The 16,681-nt window shown below is 67.3% G+C and carries 14 protein-coding genes; 7 read left to right on the forward strand and 7 right to left on the reverse strand.

The genetic code is table 11. The features are described from left to right. Nucleotides 1-17: 17 nt before the first annotated feature. Nucleotides 18-1,442, reverse strand: a complete 1,425-nt coding sequence (locus JOF55_RS01400) for a phytoene desaturase family protein (protein WP_310268327.1) — start codon at nt 1,440-1,442, stop codon at nt 18-20. A gap of 260 nt (nt 1,443-1,702) precedes the next feature. Here JOF55_RS01400 and JOF55_RS01405 point away from each other — a divergent pair, with 260 nt between their 5' ends. Further along, nucleotides 1,703-2,704, forward strand: coding sequence for a sodium:calcium antiporter (locus JOF55_RS01405; protein WP_310268330.1), 1,002 nt, complete (start codon nt 1,703-1,705; stop codon nt 2,702-2,704). A 117-nt stretch (nt 2,705-2,821) separates the two neighbouring features. Here the strand turns inward: JOF55_RS01405 and egtD are convergent, their stop codons facing one another. The 4 genes from egtD to egtA all read right to left on the reverse strand — a co-directional run bounded on the left by egtD (nt 2,822) and on the right by egtA (nt 7,296). Next, entirely contained in the window at nt 2,822-3,793 is a 972-nt protein-coding gene (gene egtD / locus JOF55_RS01410; protein ID WP_310268332.1) for an L-histidine N(alpha)-methyltransferase, read from the reverse strand. Beyond that, on the reverse strand, nt 3,790-4,653 hold the full coding sequence (egtC, locus tag JOF55_RS01415; protein WP_310268335.1) for an ergothioneine biosynthesis protein EgtC: 864 nt from the start codon (nt 4,651-4,653) through the stop codon (nt 3,790-3,792). The genes egtD and egtC overlap by 4 nt, the downstream gene beginning before the upstream one ends. An 11-nt stretch (nt 4,654-4,664) precedes the next feature. Next, a complete protein-coding gene (gene egtB / locus JOF55_RS01420) occupies nt 4,665-5,942 on the reverse strand; it encodes an ergothioneine biosynthesis protein EgtB (protein ID WP_374727344.1) in 1,278 nt (425 codons plus the stop codon). 91 nt (nt 5,943-6,033) lie between these two features. Continuing rightward, on the reverse strand, nt 6,034-7,296 hold the full coding sequence (gene egtA, locus JOF55_RS01425) for an ergothioneine biosynthesis glutamate--cysteine ligase EgtA (protein WP_310268341.1): 1,263 nt from the start codon (nt 7,294-7,296) through the stop codon (nt 6,034-6,036). A gap of 166 nt (nt 7,297-7,462) precedes the next feature. Here egtA and JOF55_RS01430 point away from each other — a divergent pair, with 166 nt between their 5' ends. Together JOF55_RS01430 and JOF55_RS01435 are read left to right on the forward strand one after the other, a co-directional pair. Next, complete coding sequence (locus JOF55_RS01430; protein ID WP_310268344.1) at nt 7,463-8,056, forward strand: TetR/AcrR family transcriptional regulator; 594 nt, start codon at nt 7,463-7,465, stop codon at nt 8,054-8,056. A 73-nt stretch (nt 8,057-8,129) separates the two neighbouring features. Then, the gene (locus JOF55_RS01435) at nt 8,130-10,313 is read left to right on the forward strand and encodes an FUSC family protein (protein ID WP_310268347.1); all 2,184 of its coding nucleotides are present in this window, start codon (nt 8,130-8,132) and stop codon (nt 10,311-10,313) included. Between the two features lie 90 nt (nt 10,314-10,403). Here JOF55_RS01435 and JOF55_RS01440 read toward each other — a convergent pair whose 3' ends face one another. After that, nucleotides 10,404-11,885: a peptide MFS transporter gene (locus JOF55_RS01440; protein WP_374727199.1), complete on the reverse strand. Its 1,482-nt coding sequence runs from the start codon at nt 11,883-11,885 to the stop codon at nt 10,404-10,406. Nucleotides 11,886-12,125: 240 nt separating this feature from the next. Here JOF55_RS01440 and JOF55_RS01445 point away from each other — a divergent pair, with 240 nt between their 5' ends. The 4 genes from JOF55_RS01445 to JOF55_RS01460 all read left to right on the forward strand — a co-directional run bounded on the left by JOF55_RS01445 (nt 12,126) and on the right by JOF55_RS01460 (nt 16,313). Beyond that, a complete protein-coding gene (locus JOF55_RS01445) occupies nt 12,126-12,689 on the forward strand; it encodes a TIGR03086 family metal-binding protein (RefSeq protein WP_310268353.1) in 564 nt (187 codons plus the stop codon). A 282-nt stretch (nt 12,690-12,971) separates the two neighbouring features. Continuing rightward, nucleotides 12,972-14,339 carry a hemolysin family protein gene (locus JOF55_RS01450; RefSeq protein WP_310268355.1) on the forward strand — a complete coding sequence of 456 codons (1,368 nt, stop codon included), beginning with the start codon at nt 12,972-12,974 and terminating at the stop codon, nt 14,337-14,339. Beyond that, complete coding sequence (locus JOF55_RS01455) at nt 14,336-15,376, forward strand: hemolysin family protein (protein WP_310268357.1); 1,041 nt, start codon at nt 14,336-14,338, stop codon at nt 15,374-15,376. The genes JOF55_RS01450 and JOF55_RS01455 overlap by 4 nt, the downstream gene beginning before the upstream one ends. A 16-nt stretch (nt 15,377-15,392) precedes the next feature. Beyond that, the gene (locus tag JOF55_RS01460; protein WP_310268360.1) at nt 15,393-16,313 is read left to right on the forward strand and encodes a 3-methyladenine DNA glycosylase; all 921 of its coding nucleotides are present in this window, start codon (nt 15,393-15,395) and stop codon (nt 16,311-16,313) included. A 58-nt stretch (nt 16,314-16,371) separates the two neighbouring features. Here the strand turns inward: JOF55_RS01460 and JOF55_RS01465 are convergent, their stop codons facing one another. After that, nucleotides 16,372-16,656: a HesB/YadR/YfhF-family protein gene (locus tag JOF55_RS01465; protein WP_310268363.1), complete on the reverse strand. Its 285-nt coding sequence runs from the start codon at nt 16,654-16,656 to the stop codon at nt 16,372-16,374. Nucleotides 16,657-16,681 lie beyond the last annotated feature (25 nt).

Here is a 16,681-nt window from a genome sequence, read left to right on the forward strand (position 1 = left end):
CCGCGGGACCGCTCTGCTCACCGCTGCCTGCGCGCAAGGGACCGCAGGGCCGACTGTGCGGCATTGAAACCGCACATGCCGTGGACACCGGCCCCCGGAGGGGTGGCTGCCGAGCACAGGAACACCCCGGGAACTCCGGTGCTGTACGGGTCGACGGCCACCCGCGGGCGCATGGCCACCTGCAGTGCCGTGTTGGCGCCGGTGATGATGTCGCCTCCGAGGTAGTTCGGGTTGGCACGCTGCAGGTCCGCCGGTGAGCGCACCGAGCAGGCGACGACCCTGTCCCGCAGCCCGGGGGCGAATCGCTCGATCCGGTCGAGCACAGCACCCGTGGCATCGCCGGTGTAGCCGTTCGGGACCTGCGCATAGGCCCACACCGGATGGAGACTCCCGGACGACCGGCCGGGGTCGGCCAGATGCTGCTGTGCGACCAGGACGAACGGGCGCTCGGGCATCCGCCCCCGATTGATGTCGCGCTCGGCGGCGGCGACCTCCTCGAAGGTGCCACCGACGTGCACCGTGCCCGCCTTGCGACACGCCTCGTTTCGCCACGGCACACCGCCTTCCACGGCAAGATCGACCTTGAACGCCCCCGGCGCATGGCGAAAGCGGGCATAGGACCGCCGGACATGCCCCGGCAGTCGATCCCCCAGCACCGTGGCGGCCGCACTCGGAGTGAGGTCGAGCAGCACCGCCTTCGCCGGGGGAAGCTCGTCGAGCGAGCGCACCCGCACGCCGGTCTCGATGGTGCCGCCGGTCTCGGTGAGCATCGCCGCCAGCGCGTCGGTGACCATCCGGGACCCGCCGCGCACGACCGGCCAGCCGAACCGGTGTCCGACCGCGGTCATGATCAGTCCCACCGAGGAGCTGACCGGCCGCGTCAGCGGATGGAACACATGCGCGGCCACTCCGGCGAACAGAGCACGTGCCTCGTCGGTCTTCCAGCGGCGCGCGATGACCGAGGCGGGCTGCACCGCTCGCAGCCCGAACCGGACGAGGCGGACCGGATAGCCGGGCACATGCGTCACCGGCCGCAGGAGGTCCTCGACCAGTCCGTCGATCCCGGAAACGAGCGGGCCGAACAGCCCATCCCAGGCAGGCCCGTCATCACCGAGGCCGTCGGCGGTCTCGGCCACCGAACGGACCTGCACCCCCGCCCTGCCGGAGTCCAGCGGGTGTGCGACATCGATCTCGGGCCACAGCCACTCAGCGCCGTATCGCTCCAGGTCGAGCGAGCGCAGGAACGGCGATCCCGCCCCCATCGGGTGTACCGCCGAGCAGTGATCGTGCAGCACTCCGGGCACCGTCAGTTCACTCGTGGCCGTCCCACCGCCGATCTCCTCGGCAGCCTCGAGCACCGTGACCGACAAGCCCTGCCTGGCCAGGGTGACGGCAGCGGCCAGCCCGTTCGGGCCTGCCCCCACCACGATCGCCTCACTCATACGCCACCACCGAAAACCGGGGACGTGCCTGCCGTATGGCATTCCCGGCCCGCTCGCACCGGCAACGCCGTGCCATCGCCCGGTGCCATCGTCGCCCGGTCGAAGCCGTCGCGCATCGAAAGTGCGGCTTACCGGTGTAGCTGCCAGAGTGAGATCCGGTACCGGAAATGGCAGGGGCACTTCCGTGCCCCTGCGTTTCCGGGCATTGCCACAGTGGCGCCCCGGGCGAGGAACCGACACACCAGAGGAGTCTTGCAGGCATGGCACTGAGCTACGTGCTTCTCGCCGTCAGCTTCGCGATGCTGCTCGCGGGTGCCTTCGTGTTCACCAACGCCATCGAGTGGGCGGGCATGCGGCTCAATCTCGGCCACGGAGCCGTGGGCAGCATCCTGGCCGCGGTCGCCACGGCGCTGCCCGAGTCGACGATACCCGTCATCGCGATCATCACCGGTGGTGGCGAGCGCAGCAGCATCGCGATCGGCGCGATCATCGGCGCGCCGTTCCTGCTGGGCACATTGGCGATGCTGTTGGTCGGCGCGAGTGCCATCGGCTTCCGCAACCGCCGGGATCAGGACGTGAAGCTGAGCCTGAACGTCTCCACGATGGTACGCGATCTTACCGTCTTCCTCGTTTTCCTCGGCATCGCGCTCGTGCTCGGCCTGATCGGTCCGCGGATGGTGAGCATCATCGCGGCCATCGTCTTCGTCATCGCCTACGGCACCTATGTCTGGCGGACCATCACCGCCGGGCACGGAAGCCAAGAGGACGAAGAGATGCAAGCGCTGTTCTTCGACCCGAGCAAGCAGAACCCGCCCCGCAATCCGCAGATCATCGTGCAGGTCATCGTCGGTTTGGGCCTCATCATCTACGGTGCGCACCTGTTCGTCGTCCAGATCGAGCACATCGCCACCACGCTCGGCATCTCCGCGCTGCTGCTGGCGCTGGTCCTCGCGCCGCTGGCCAGTGAGCTACCCGAGAAGATCAACAGCTTCCTGTGGGTGAGCCGGGGCAAGGACACGCTCGCCCTGGGCAATATCACCGGAGCGATGGTGTTCCAGTCGATGCTGCCGGTGGCCGCCGGGCTGGCGTTCACACAGTGGCAACTCAGCGGCCCTGCCGCCGTCGTGGCGGGAGCCGCCCTCATCGGAGGGCTGCTGGCACTGCTGGCGATACGGTACTACGGGCGCTTTCCCCCGGCGTTCATGGTCGCCTGGGGAGTGCTGTACGTCGGAGGGGTGGCCTACGTCATCGTCGGAACATGAGCAGAGATCGTCCATCCTGCACGGTCCTCGTGGCACGGTCGGCTCCTCGCCGCACGGCACGGCGGCCGCACACCGGCGCCACCGCGCCGTGCGGCGGCGCTGCCCCACCGGAACAGTTCAGCGCACCGAAGCCAGCGAGACCACGAAATCCTCCGCCTCATCGGTCCACCACCGATGCAGGTCGAAGCCGGCGGCGTCGAGTTCGTCGCGGACCCGCTCGATCCGGAACTTCGCCGAGATCTCGGTGCCGATCTCCTCGCCCTCGGCGAAATCCACGGTCAGGCCCAGTTCACGCAATGACACCCGCATGGCGCGCGTGGCACGCAGTCGGATCTCGATCCACTCCTGCTCGGCATTCCAGCGCGCCACATGGGCGAACTCCTCCACCGGGAAGTCCGCGCCCAGCTCGCGGTTGAGCACGTGCAGCACATTACGGTTGAACTCGGCAGTCACTCCGGAAGCATCGTCGTAAGCGCGCACCAGGCGATCCGAATCCTTGACCAGGTCGGTGCCGAGCAGCAACCACTCCCCCGGGTGCAGGGCCGTACGCACGGAGTCGAGGAACTCGGCGCGTTCGGCGGGCAGGAGGTTGCCGATCGTGCCCCCCAGAAACGCCACCATGCGGTCACTTCCGGCGGGCAGACCGGCCAAACCGCTGGTGAAGTCGCCGACCACACCGCGCACCCTGATTTCCGGGTAGTCCAGGGCGATCGCGTCGGTGGCGGCGCGCAGCGCCGACTCGGACACGTCCCACGGGATGAACTGCTCGAGTGTCTCGTTCTTGCGCATGGCATCGAGCAGCAGTCTGGTCTTCTCCGAGGACCCGGACCCCAACTCGACGAGCGTGCCCACCTCGGTCATCTCGGCGATCTCCATCGCGCTGCGCCGCAGGATCCGGTGCTCGGCGCGGGTCTGGTAGTACTCGGGCAGTTCGGTGATGCGTTCGAACAGTTCGCTGCCACGGGCATCGTAGAACCATTTCGGCGACAGCCACTTCGGTGTGCCACTCAGCCCTGCGCGCGCGTCGGAACGCAGCTCGCGGTCCGCATCGGCCTCGGTGAATCCGACGATCAGTTCGGGTTGACTCATGGTGCTCCTGCTTCCGGTAGTGCGGTGACGCTGACATGGCTGGTATCGGCGACGACGAGGTGGCGATCCGGGATCGCCTCCCATTTCGGCTCGCCTTGCCGGGGTTCGTCCTGCTGAGACTCGTCCTGCTGGGGTTCGTCCTGCTGAGACTCGTCCTGCTGGGGCCGATCCCGGGCGGCATCATCGTGGGGCAGGCCGTCACCGAATGGCTCCGAGGCCACGGTCACGGCATCCGCCTCGCGTCGGACGGACAGCGAGTGGCTCCAGGTGGTGGCGATCAGGACGCTACCGTCGGTCAGCAGCAGGTTCATCCGCGATTCCGGGGCGGCTGTCACGATCTCGCCGAGCAGGTCGCACACCGCTTCCACGGCAGGCTCCCCTCGATGGAGACGATGCCGCAGCAATGCCCACACCACGGCGGAATCCACCGGTGCGTCCAAGGTCATCAGGTCCACGGCGTCGAGTCGACCGGCGAGTCCGGCCAGGGACTCCGGCCACCCGGACACGCGTCCGTTGTGGCTGAACAGCCAGTTTCCGTCGCCGAAGGGCGCGCATGCCGTCGGTACGACCGGAGTGCCCACCATCGCCGACCGCACCGCACCCAGTACCGCCGAACTCGACACCGTGGAAGCCAGCGCGGCGAAGTTCGCATCCGTCCACATCGGGTCCGCGGAACGGTACCTGGTCGGCACGGACGAGCCGACCGGGTACCAGCCGACCCCGAAACCGTCCACGTTCACCGTGCCACCCGAACGCATGTCGTTCGGCGCCCAGGCCTGCTCGCGCAGCGAATGCTCGGGACGCAGCAAGAGTTCGTCCACAGTCACGGGCGGGCCCAGATAACCCACATGACGGCACATCGGCTGCCCGCTCAGCCCAGCTCGTCGCTGTCGGGTGTCCGGGCACAGCGGAATCCGGCGAAGATCTGGCGCCGGATCGGATAGTCCCAGTTGCGGAAGGTGCCGCGGCAGGCCGCGACATCCGTGCCGAAGGACCCGCCACGCAGCACCTTGTGGCTCGCCCCGAAGAAGACCTCGGAATATTCCCGGTACGGGAACGCCGTAAAACCCGGGTACGGCGCGAAATCCGAGGCGGTCCACTCCCAGACATCACCGATGAGTTGGCGAGCACCACACGGTGCCGCCCCCGTCGGGTACGCCCCCGCCGGTGCGGGTCGCAGGTGCCGCTGACCGAGGTTGGCCCGGCCCTGCTGCGGGTCCGCCTGCCCCCAGGGATAGCGCAGGGATCGACCGCTGCGCGGATCGAAGCGGGCCGCCTTCTCCCATTCCTGCTCGGTGGGCAAGCGCTTGCCCGCCCAATTGGCATAGGCCTGAGCTTCGTAGAAGCACACGTGCACCACGGGCTCGTCCAGGGCCACCGGCTCGACGTGGCCGAAGCGGCGCCGCAGCCAGGTTCCTCCGTCGTCCTTCCAGAACAGGGGAGCCCGCAGATCGGCGCGCTGCCGGTACTGCCAGCCCTGCTCACTCCACCACCGGGGCTGGTCGTATCCGCCGCTGTCGAGGAACCGGAGGAACTGTCCGTTGGTGACCGGCGTGGTGTCGATGCGGAAGTCCGCCACGTGTACCTCGTGCGCGGGGCGCTCGTTGTCCAGAGCCCACGGTTCCGTGGACGTGCCCATGACGAACGGTCCGCCCGGAACCAGCACCTCGTCGGGCAACGAGTCCGCGTCCACCGCCGCGGGCGGGGGTTCGTCGTCGAGAACGGGATCGCCGTTGCGGAGCTGGTGGGTGGCGAGCATGGTCTCGTCGTGCTGTTGTTCGTGCTGCACGATCATGCCGAAGGCGAAGGCCTGCTCCACCAGGCGACGCCCTTCCAGGGGGGACCGGTCCAGCAGGTCGAGAACCTTGTCCCGCACTGTCGTCACGTAGTTTCTGGCCTCGGTCGGCCCCAACAGAGGAAGTGCGGGCCGGTCGGCTCGCGCATGCTGAAACGCGTCGTAGAGGTCGTCGATATCCGGCCGTACCGCCTGTCTGCCGCCGACGTCACGCACCAGCCAGATCTCCTCCTGGCTACCGACGTGCGCCAGGTCCCACACCAGGGGAGACATCAACGGGGAGTGTTGCCGCACCAGCTCGTCATCGTCGACAGCGCTGGTCAGTGCGATGCTGCGGTCCCGAGTGCGTTGCATCTCGTCCGCCACGTGGGTCCGGAGATCCTCGATGCCCAGGTCGGCCGGATTCGGACGGACCGTCTCGCTTGCCACTGATGCCACCTCCGATTCACCGCTGCTCTGCTGCGAAAAGTCGTTGCTCGACGGCCGCGGCCAGTCGTTCGGCCACTCCGTCCGGGGTGTCGGCCTGCCGGTCCAGGCACCGGCAGGCCAGGTCGAAGATCGCTCGAGCCGTGTGGGCCAGTCGGGGATCGCGCAGGCCGTCCCGGGCCGCGTGTATCCAGCGTCCGACGGCAGGCGAGGACAACTCCAGCACCTCGTCCACTGTGGACTCCTCCCGGAACAGTGAGATCAGCGCCGCGGCAGGCAGCATCCAGTCCCGGCCCGCCTGGGTGTCGAGATAGCGCACCTCGAAGTACCCGCGCGGCCGCACCGGCGGGAACACCGTGCTCAGGTGGTAGTCCAGATCATCCCGTGTCGGTGGTGCGGGCAGCGCACCACCGATCCATTCGGCGAAGCTGATTCCGCTCGGCACGGTCCAGTCATCGCCGTCGCGCCGCAGACACATCAGCGCGGTGTCCAGCAATCGTTTGGCCCAGCTCGCCGCCGGATCGGTCGTGATCGGCCCCGGCCGGGTACGTGGCGGGTCGGTGCGCAGCAGCGCGCGTGTCCGGGTCGATGCCCATCCGGTGCGGCGACCGAACAGCGCGGGCGAGTTCGCGAAAGTCGCCATCATCACCGGCCCCAGCGCGTGCAGCGCCGCCCAGCGCGGTGCCACGCGGTGCGCCTCGCCCATATCCAGGCACACCTGAATACCGGCGGTGCTGCACATCATCAGCCGCCCGTCGAGACCGATGCGGTCGAAGGCGGTTTCCATTGCCGCATACCGCGGCACGCGCAGTACCCGCCGCGGGCGCCGCCAGGGGTCGGTGCCCTGCTCACCGAGCACGAACCCGGCGGCGGCGAACAGGTCTCGGACATAGCGAGCATCGGCCTCGACCGCGTCGAACAACGAACGCATGGAAGACGCCGGAAGACTGGAGACCTCGACCTGGCCACCGGGCTCGATGGTGAGTATCGAACCGTTCGGCAGCGGCTCGTGCGGACTCTGCGGGGCCAGGGAGGATGGGGCGTGCCGACCGAGGGCGTCGGTCAGCACATCGACATCGAGGGGTTTTCGGGGGTTCTCGGCATGGTGCACGGTCCATTCGAGCTCGATACCGAGCAATCGTGGCGGACCGTGCTTGAAGCACACGGAGGCGACGTAGGCTTCGGCCTCCGCGCGGGTACGAAGGTGGGATGTGGGGAATTCGTGGACGTCCGGGTCGATCGACACGGTCACGGGGATCACCGCCTGTAGTGGTCTCGTCACCGACGCTACCGGTACGGCACCGGTACCGCACTCCCTTGCACCGGCACACTCGATCTGCTAAAGAGCCGATTCACCGGCGAAAACCGATCTCCTCGTCCCCGCGGGCAAAAAAACAAACCGTACGTACGGATTGCAAAAAGTTCCCCCGAACTGGGACGATCAGCGTATGCCTCGTGTGAGTCCGGATCATCTCCAAGCCAGGCGTCGTCAGATCCTGGACGGTGCACGGGCCTGCTTCGCGCGCCACGGCTATGAAGGTGCCACCGTCCGCAGGCTGGAGGAGGCCACCAGCCTGTCCCGAGGTGCGATTTTCCACCACTTCAAGGACAAGGAGTCACTGTTTCTCGCCCTGGCCGAGGACGACGCCGGGCGGATGGCCGATGTCGTGGCCGAACAGGGACTGGTCCAGGTCATGCGTAACCTGCTCGCCGACCCCGACAGCGGTGGTGAACAGGTGCCCGGCGCCGACTGGCTCGGCACCAGGCTGGAGGTGTCCCGGCGACTGCGCACCGACGCCGACTTCCGCAGACGGTGGGCACAGCGTTCCGAGCAGCTCACCAGTGCGACCAGAGCCCGTCTGAAGTGGCAGTATCGTGCGGGCAATCTGCGTGATGATGTCGATATCGACGTGCTGACCGCCTACCTCGAACTCGTCCTCGAAGGACTCGTCTCCCACCTGGCCATGGGATTGCCCGCCGACGATCTCGGGCCGGTGCTCGACCTGGTCGAGGAAAGCGTCCGGCGTCATCGCGGTCGGTGATCCCCGGCATAGGCACAGTGCCGGGCGGCGAACCGCGGCGTAATCTCGCTTTCGTCGGCGAGCGTGCTCGTCGATGACCGGTATCCGGTCGTCGAGAGGAGTCAGCCAGCGGATGTGGAGCGAGTGGTGGAACCGCTTCGTCGCCTCCGATCCGGCACTGCGCCGCTTGCGTACGGCCACCCGCGTGGCGGTCTCGGTCGCGCTCACCCTGCTGATCGTGTTCCCGCTGCTCGCCTGGTGGGGGCAGCCGTTGACCTCGGCGATCATCGGCGCCGTGGTGGCTATCCAGTCGTCGGTGGCGGTCAACGACGACACCGACCGGCAGCGACGGATCACCACCCTGCTGATGCCACTGCCCGCCACGCTGTCCCTGGTGCTGGCCACGGTCACCACGCCCCTGGCGGTCACGCATATCCTCCTGTTCCTCGTGGTGATCTTCATTGCCACCTACATCCGCCGTTTCGGCCCGCGCTACTTCGCCCTGGGATTCGTCGGGTTTTTCGGCTACTTCTTCGCGATGTTCCTGCGCCCGAGCCTGCCGCAAGTTCCCGCCATGGCCGTGGCCGCCGTCTGCGGAGCGCTGGTCGCTCTCGTGCTGCGTTTCGTCGTGCTGCGCGACGACCCCGAGGGCATCCTGCGCCGAGGGCGGCGCACGTTGCGAGCACAGGTGCACGGTCTGCTGCACGCCATTCGCGACGTCGCCCGGAGCCCCGATTCGGCACAGCACCGCAGGCGGCTGCACCGCCGTTCCATCCGGCTCAACGAGACAGCGCTGATGCTGGAAAACACCGTGCAACAACTCGACAGTCTCGACGAGTCCGGCCGCGAGGTGATCCGCAGGCGCATTCTCGATGTCGAACTCGCCGCCGAGAATCTCCGCACGCCGCTGCTGCGGGTGATCGACCACCCCAGTGGCTCGGCTGCTGTGTCGAGCGCACTCGGCCCCCTGCTCGATGTGCTCCGCGCGGCTCCTTCCGAGATTCGCGAAGCCAGTCGCAACGTGGCCGACCGCGTCGAGCAACAGAGCTCGGCCGAGGTCGCGATGACGATCCGCAGACTCGGCGCGAGCCTGGCGGAACTGGCCACGGCCACCGCCGAACTCGGCACGCAGCGTCACGCACCCGACCAGAGCAGCCACGAGACCGGTCCGGGCGAGGAGCCCACCGACGAACCCGAGGAGCGCGAATCCGAGGAGCGCGAGGCCGGGACCACCGAGGAGACCGGACTCAGGCGTCCCGAGCTACGAACGGCCATCCAGGTCACCTGCGCCACCGGGATGGCCGTCTTCCTCGGTCAGCTCATCTCCCCGAACCGCTGGTACTGGGCGGTGATCACCGCGTTCGTCGTGTTCGTCAGCGCCAACAGCCGGGGGGAACTGCTGGTGCGTGCCTGGCAGCGCACCGCAGGGACCCTGCTCGGGGTGGTGGCGGGGATCCTGGTCGCCAGTCAGGTCACCGGCAATATCGCCGCGGAGATCGCCCTGGTCCTGTTCTGCGTTTTCGCGGCCTTCTACTTCCTGGGGTACTCGTATGCGGTACTGACCTTCTTCATCACCACGATGCTGGGGATCATCTACGGCATTCTGGGCATCTTCGATGTGTCCGTGCTGGAGACCCGGCTTGTGGAGACCGCGGCCGGAGCGGCCGCGGGAGTCCTCGCGGCGATGCTCATCCTGCCGACCCGGACCCACTCGGTGGTCCGGAACCGCTCCGAGGACGTCCTGAAGAGCCTGCGCGACCTCCTCCGTGCGGCCGGTAACTCGGCCGCTTCCCCGGATGACGCCACGAGCCTGCGGGAGTCGGTGCGAGACCTCGACGACCGCGTACAGCAGCTCCGGAACGGTGCCCGGCCGTTGACCAACTACCGGTTGCGTTCCCAGCGCAGCAGGATCGACCGGTGGCTGACCATACTCGGCGGATGCGCCTACTACGTACGCAATCTGGCCGCCGTGTTGCCGACCACGGTGGACATGGTCGACGCCGATACCCGCGAGCGCCTCGCCGAACTGCTGTGGGCGCTGGCCGATGCCGCCGAGTCACTGACCGATGAGGGGTCCCGGGAATTCCGCTCGGCCCTGCAACCCGCTTGCGACCAGGCCGAGACACTGCGCGACATCGTGGAATCGGTGACCAGTGACCCCACCTCGCTGCACCGGACCCTCAACCTGCTGGATCGCCTCACCCAGCTGCTGCAGGATCTGGCCGGGGAACTCGATCCCACCACGCCCGGCGAGCAGCAGGATACGGCAGCCCGCTGAGACGGCCCATCCGTCCATGTCCCCGCTTCGGCGGCGAATTTCACAGCAGCCTGCCGAAGCGGGGACATGCACGCACCGGGCACAGACGAGTCAGGCGACGCCGTGCATGTACTTCTTGATCCAGGGGGTTCCCAGCGCCAGCACGCCCGCCAGCACGAGCGTCACCAGCCCGACACCACCGAAGTACAGGTTCTGGTTCTCCTGCGAATACAACTGGGCGATCTGGGAAGCCACTCCCTGCCCCAGCGCGGGCGCGAGGAAGTACAGGCCCATCGTCTGGGAGGAGAACGCCCGCGGGGCGAGCTTGGTCGTCACCGACAGCCCGACCGGGGAGAGCATCAGCTCACCGATGGTGAACAGCACGAACACGAAGGCGATCATCAGTGGATTCATCAGGCCCTCGCCGTCGCGGAACAGCCCGGAGAAGACGACCCACAAAAAGCCGAGGGCGACGAAGATCAGGCCGCCGACGAACTTCATCGGGGTGCTGGGCTGGCGCTCGCCCCACTTGGTCCACAGCAGCGCGAACAGCGGCGCCAGGACGATGATGGCCAGCGGATTGATCGACTGGAACCACCCGACCGGGAAGCTGTAACCGAACAGCGTGGTATCCGTCTGGAAGTCGGTGACCACCACCAGTGTCGCGGCCTGTTGCTCGAAGAGCAGGAAGAACACGGCCGTGGCCAAAAACAGCGGGACGTAGGCGGTCAGCCGATCGCGTTCCATCCTGGTGATCTGCCCGGAGCGGAACATCACCGTGAAGTAGATGATCGGCAGGATGATCGAGATCGTCGTGATCGTGTTGATCAATCCCTCGACACCCCACAGCACGGTTGCTCCGACGAACACGACCAGCAGGGCGACTGCGATCACCGCAACGCGAACCAGCACCGTCCCCCTCCGGTGCTCCGGCAGTGGGTTGACCGGCTGCTTGCCCGCGTTGCCCAGACGGGCATTGCTGAGTACGTACTGCGCCAAGCCGAGGGCCATTCCGACGGCCGCCGCACCGAAGCCCCAGTGGAAGCCGGGTCCCTCGGCGAGCGCGCCGGTGATGAGCGGGGCGGCAAAGCCACCGATGTTGATGCCCATGTAGAAGATCGAGAAACCGGCGTCCCTGCGGCTGTCCTCGTCGCTGTAGAGGCCACCGACGACGTTGGAGACGTTGGGCTTGAGCAGCCCGGTGCCGAGCACGATCAGGCCCAGTCCGGGGGCCAGCGAGGCATACCCACCGGGCAGCGCCATGCAGATGTGCCCGAGCATGATGAGCACGCCACCGTAGAAGATGGCGCGCTGTGAGCCGAGCATCCGGTCGGCCAACCAGCCGCCGACCACACCGGTGAGATACACCGAAGAGCCGTAGGCCAGCACCAGCGCTACCGCGGTGGGCTTGTCCATCCCGAGGCCACCCTCGGTGACCACGGTGTACAGATACAGCGCCAGGATGGCGCGCATCCCGTAGTAGGAGAAGCGCTCCCACATCTCGGTGAAAAACAGCGTGGACAACCCCGGAGGATGGCCGAAAAAGCCCTTCCCCTTCGGCTGGTCCGTAACCGTGGAGGTGTTCACGATCACGTCCTCTCGTACGTTTCACATGGCGGTGGTAACCGCCCGGTAACTCGGCGGAGGGTACGCCTTGTGCGTCGTGACGTCGGGCACGGGGAACACACAACGGATTCCCTTCAAGCAAACATACTGCAACAAACTCACACATTGGAGTTAATGGGGTATCCGCTGCACACATCCGTATTCACTGGGAAATACTGTGAACACGGAACGCAACTACCAAAGCAATCGAACACGACGGGAGCGTCGATGGATCTCTTGCCCGCCCATCGCAGTGCCATGCGGGAATTCGACAGCCGGGTCCGGCAGATCGATGCGAACCAGTGGAACGACTCCACCCCGTGCACGGAATGGACTGTCCGTGATCTGCTCAACCACCTCGTCGGCGAACAACTGTGGGCGCCGTGGTTGCTGCGCGGAGCCACCCTGGACGAGGTCGGCGACCGTTTCGACGGTGACCAGCTCGGCTCGGACCCGCAAGCGACCTGGGCCGAGGCCAGCACGGCCGCACGGACGGCGTGGGATGCCCTCGAAGCCATCCGAGGCGAGGTTCATGTCACCGGCGGAACGATTCCGACCGAGGATTACGGATGGCAGATGATTCTCGATCTGACCGTGCACGCCTGGGACCTCGCCCGAGGTATCGACACCGACGAAACCCTTGCTTCCGAGCTGGTGGAGACGGTGTACGAGGTCTTCGCCCCCTCCATCGAGTCCTTGCAGGGACTCGGGATTTTCGCCCCGCCCCGGCGGATCGACGAGAACGCGGACATGCAGAGCCGACTGCTCGCCCTGCTCGGACGGGCCCCGTGACACTCACGCGGTCTCCGCCAGGACGAATGGTTCCGACAGCTTGCGTGGGTGGGTGGCTGCCTGCCGGATCACCATCGGCAGCCGTACTTGCTCCATCCGAGATACAATGGCCGTGTACGCGACGAGTTCCGACCAAGTGACGGTTCCCGGCGAACGTATCCACAGCAAAGGAGTGAGGGCGTCAGTGCCCGAGGCACCATCGACCGACGGCAGTACCAGGCCGGGGCGAAGACCCGGCTCCCCAGGCCAGCGGGCGAGGACCCACTCTCGGGGTGACCGCTGATGGACCTCGTACTGGCGATCCTCGGTCTGCTGTTCGTCGGAGTGCTCACGCTCGGTACCGCACTGGCGGTCGCCGCCGAGTTCTCCCTGACCTCCCTGGAACGCAGCACGATCGACGCACACGCGGCGGAGGTCGGTGACCGGCGGTCCAGAACGGTCCAGCGGGCACACAGCACGCTGTCGTTTCAGCTCTCCGGTGCCCAGGTCGCGATCACGCTGACCACACTGGTCACCGGTTACGTTGCCGAGCCGTTGATCGGTGATCTCCTGCGTCCGGCTTTCACCGGCATGGGGCTGCCCGATGCGGTGGCGGGGGCGTTCTCGCTCACCCTGGCCATCCTGCTGGCGACCACGCTGTCGATGGTCTTCGGCGAGATGGTGCCGAAGAACCTGGCGATCGCGCGGCCGCTGCCCACCGCCCGCGCGGTGTCCGGATACCACTCGGCGTTCTCGCGGGTCTTTCGCCCGCTGATCGACGGGATGAACAACAGCGCGAACCGGCTCGTGCGCCGGCTGGGCATCGAACCGCAGGAGGAACTGCGCTCGGCTCGCTCTCCGGACGAACTCGGTTCGATCGTGCGCTCCAGCGCCGAGCACGGCACGCTCGACGAGTCCACCGCGGAGCTGATGGACAAGTCGCTGCGATTCGGCGATCGCTCCGCCGAGGAGCTGATGACTCCGCGCGTACGGGTGGAGTCGCTGACGGCGGAGGCCGGCGTCGATGACCTGCTCGAGGCCGCACGGCGGACCGGATTCTCCCGATTTCCCGTGCACAGTGGCGACCTGGACGAGGTGCACGGGGTCGTGCACGTCAAACAGGCCTTCGGCGTGGCGCTCGACCAGCGCGCGAGTACCCGCGTGGGCTCACTGACCCGGCCCGTGCCGACCGTGCCCGAAACCCTCGACGGTGACGCGCTGCTGAACCGGCTGCGCGGATCCGGGCTGCAACTGGCACTCGTCGTCGACGAATACGGTGGCACGGCGGGCATCGTCAGCCTCGAAGACGTCATCGAGGAAATCATCGGCGACGTCCGCGACGAACACGACCGCCGCGAGGTCGCCGCCGTACGCGCGGTGGATCACGACAACTGGCTCATCTCCGGCCTGCTGCGGTCCGACGAACTGGAAGAGGCCACCGGCTTCACGATGCCCGACGGCGACTACGAAACCGTGGCGGGGCTCGTCCTGGCCGAACTCGGCCGGATCCCGGCCGAAGAGGACGGCATCGACACCGGCGACTGGCGGCTGACCGTCACCCGGATGGACCGCCATCGCATCGCCGAGCTGCGCCTGACTCACGAGCAGGACAGCACCGCAATCCGTCCCACCTCCGAGATGGCGGGCGACCGACAGGAGGTGTCGCGATGAGCGACGGACTCGCCCTGGCTCTCGCGGTCCTGTTACTGCTGTTGAACTCCCTGTTCGTCGGCGCCGAGTTCTCGCTGCTGTCCTCACGCCGCGACCGGCTGGAAGCCCTGCTCGAACAGGGCATCGGCCGAGCCAGGACCGTCATCAACGCGAGCCAGGAGGGCTCGCTGATGCTGACCAGCGCCCAGCTCGGCATCACCCTGTGCTCGCTGGGGCTGGGGCGTCTCGGCGAACCCGCCGTGGCCCACCAGCTCGGCAAGCTCCTCGGGCCCATCCCGATTCCGCCCGCCGTGCTGCATACCGTGTCCTTCGCGATCGCACTGGCGATCGTGGTCGTGCTGCACGTGCTGGTCGGCGAGATGGTGCCGAAGAACCTGGCCATCGCCGACCCGGAGCGGCTCGCGCTGTGGTTCGTGCCCATGCTGGTCGGTTTCGTCAAGCTGGCACGGCCGCTGATCGCGGTGTTCAACATGATGGCCAACGCGGTGCTGCGGCTGCTCAAGGTCGAGCCCAAAAGCGATCTGGAGACCGCCTACACCTCCTCCGAACTCGCCGAGCTGCTCGGCGAGTCCCGACGGGAAGGCCTGCTCGATCAGTCCGAGCACCGCAGGTTGGCGCAAACACTGTCATCGGTGGAAAACACCGTCGGCGACGTACTGATCCCGCTGGAACACCTGACCACCCTGCCCCGCGACCCGACCCTGGGCGATGTCGAGCAGGCCGTGTCGGCCACCGGCTTCTCCCGGTTCCCCGTCTGCGCCGACGGCGGCAAGATCCTGGGCTACCTGCACGTCAAGGATGTGCTCGACCAAGCAGGCACCGCGCCGGAGACCCCCGTGATGCCCACGCGCGTGCGAGCGCTCCCGACCGTGGCCGTGCAGGCCCGCCTCGACGATGCGCTGACCGCGCTGAGACGCTCCCGCAGTCATCTCGCCACCGCCGTGGACGACTCCGGCAGCCCGCTGGGCGTGGTCGCGCTGGAGGATCTCGTCGAAGAATATGTCGGCACCGTGCGCGACAGCACCCACGTCACCTGACTTACTCTGGGGCAACGTGTCGGAAACGAAGTCGGTGCTGTCCGAACGCGAATGGTGCGAGCGGGAGGCGGCACATCACGCGCGGGTATCCCGGTGGACCGAACCGCACCGCCGCCGCAAGCAGCGCGGCGAGGCGCACCCGGTGATGGACTTCCTGTTCACCTACTACTCGCACCGCCCCTCGCGGCTGGAGCGCTGGCAACCCGGCTACGGCGTGGCCCTGGCCGGTGGCGGGAAGTTCCTCGAACGGCGCGGTTACATCGAAACCGACGACGGGATCATGGTCGACCCGGCTGTGCTGACCCCCTCCCGGCGCAGCACCGTGGAGTTCGTACTCTCGCTGCTCACCGCGACCGCAGCACGTCCGGCGCAGCTGGGATGTTTCGGGCTGCACGAGTGGGCGATGGTGTACCGGACCGACCCGGATGACGTGCGCCATACCGGCCGGCCACTACGGCTGGGCCACCAGGGCACCGACGAAGTCGTCGAGTCGATGCGGATCCGGTGCACCCACCACGACGCATTTCGCTTCTTCACCGATCAGGCACGACCGCGCAATACTCTGCAACCTCGCCGCGAGGACCAGGTGCAACTCGAACAGCCGGGCTGCCTGCACGCGAACATGGACATGTACAAGTGGGCCTACAAGCTGGATCCACTCGTGCCCGCCGAACTGGTCGCCGACTGCTTCGACCTCGCAGCACGGGTCCGGGAACTCGACATGCGTGCCAGCCCCTACGACCTCGGTGACCTCGGCTACTCACCGGTTCCCATCGAGACGCCCGAAGGGCGCGCGGAATACGTGCGCAGGCAGCGTGCCTTCGCCGAGGAATCCGCGAACCTGCGCCAACGGTTGATCGACCTCTGTCGCGGAGTGCTCACCTGGGCCGACACGTCTGCTGCGGCTCCCGTCGAAAACATCCGGTGCACGGAATGAGGCGCACCGGGATGGGCCCGCCGGACCGAAGCAACTCCGTGTCCGGCGGGCACCCGACTCACTCCCGAACGGTCAGACCGACCTCGCCGTTGTCATCGCGCTCGGCGTCCAGGGTCTTGTCACCCAGTACCGAAACCGCCTGCTGATCGAGGAAGACGCGCACGCCCTCGGCCTCGACAACCTGGTCGTTGCCCTCTGGCTCGGCGACGACCGACGCCAGCAGACCCTCGTTCACATCGCCACTTTCGGGTGTGGCGATCCGCAGACCGGCCCCCTCGGGAGATTCATTTCCCGACAGGACGACCTTGATGACCTCAGCTGCGTCTTCGCTGATGGTGAGCATGAGCTCAACCCCTCTCGAAGTCTTT

This window comes from Haloactinomyces albus (assembly GCF_031458135.1).
GTDB lineage: Bacteria > Actinomycetota > Actinomycetes > Mycobacteriales > Pseudonocardiaceae > Haloactinomyces > Haloactinomyces albus.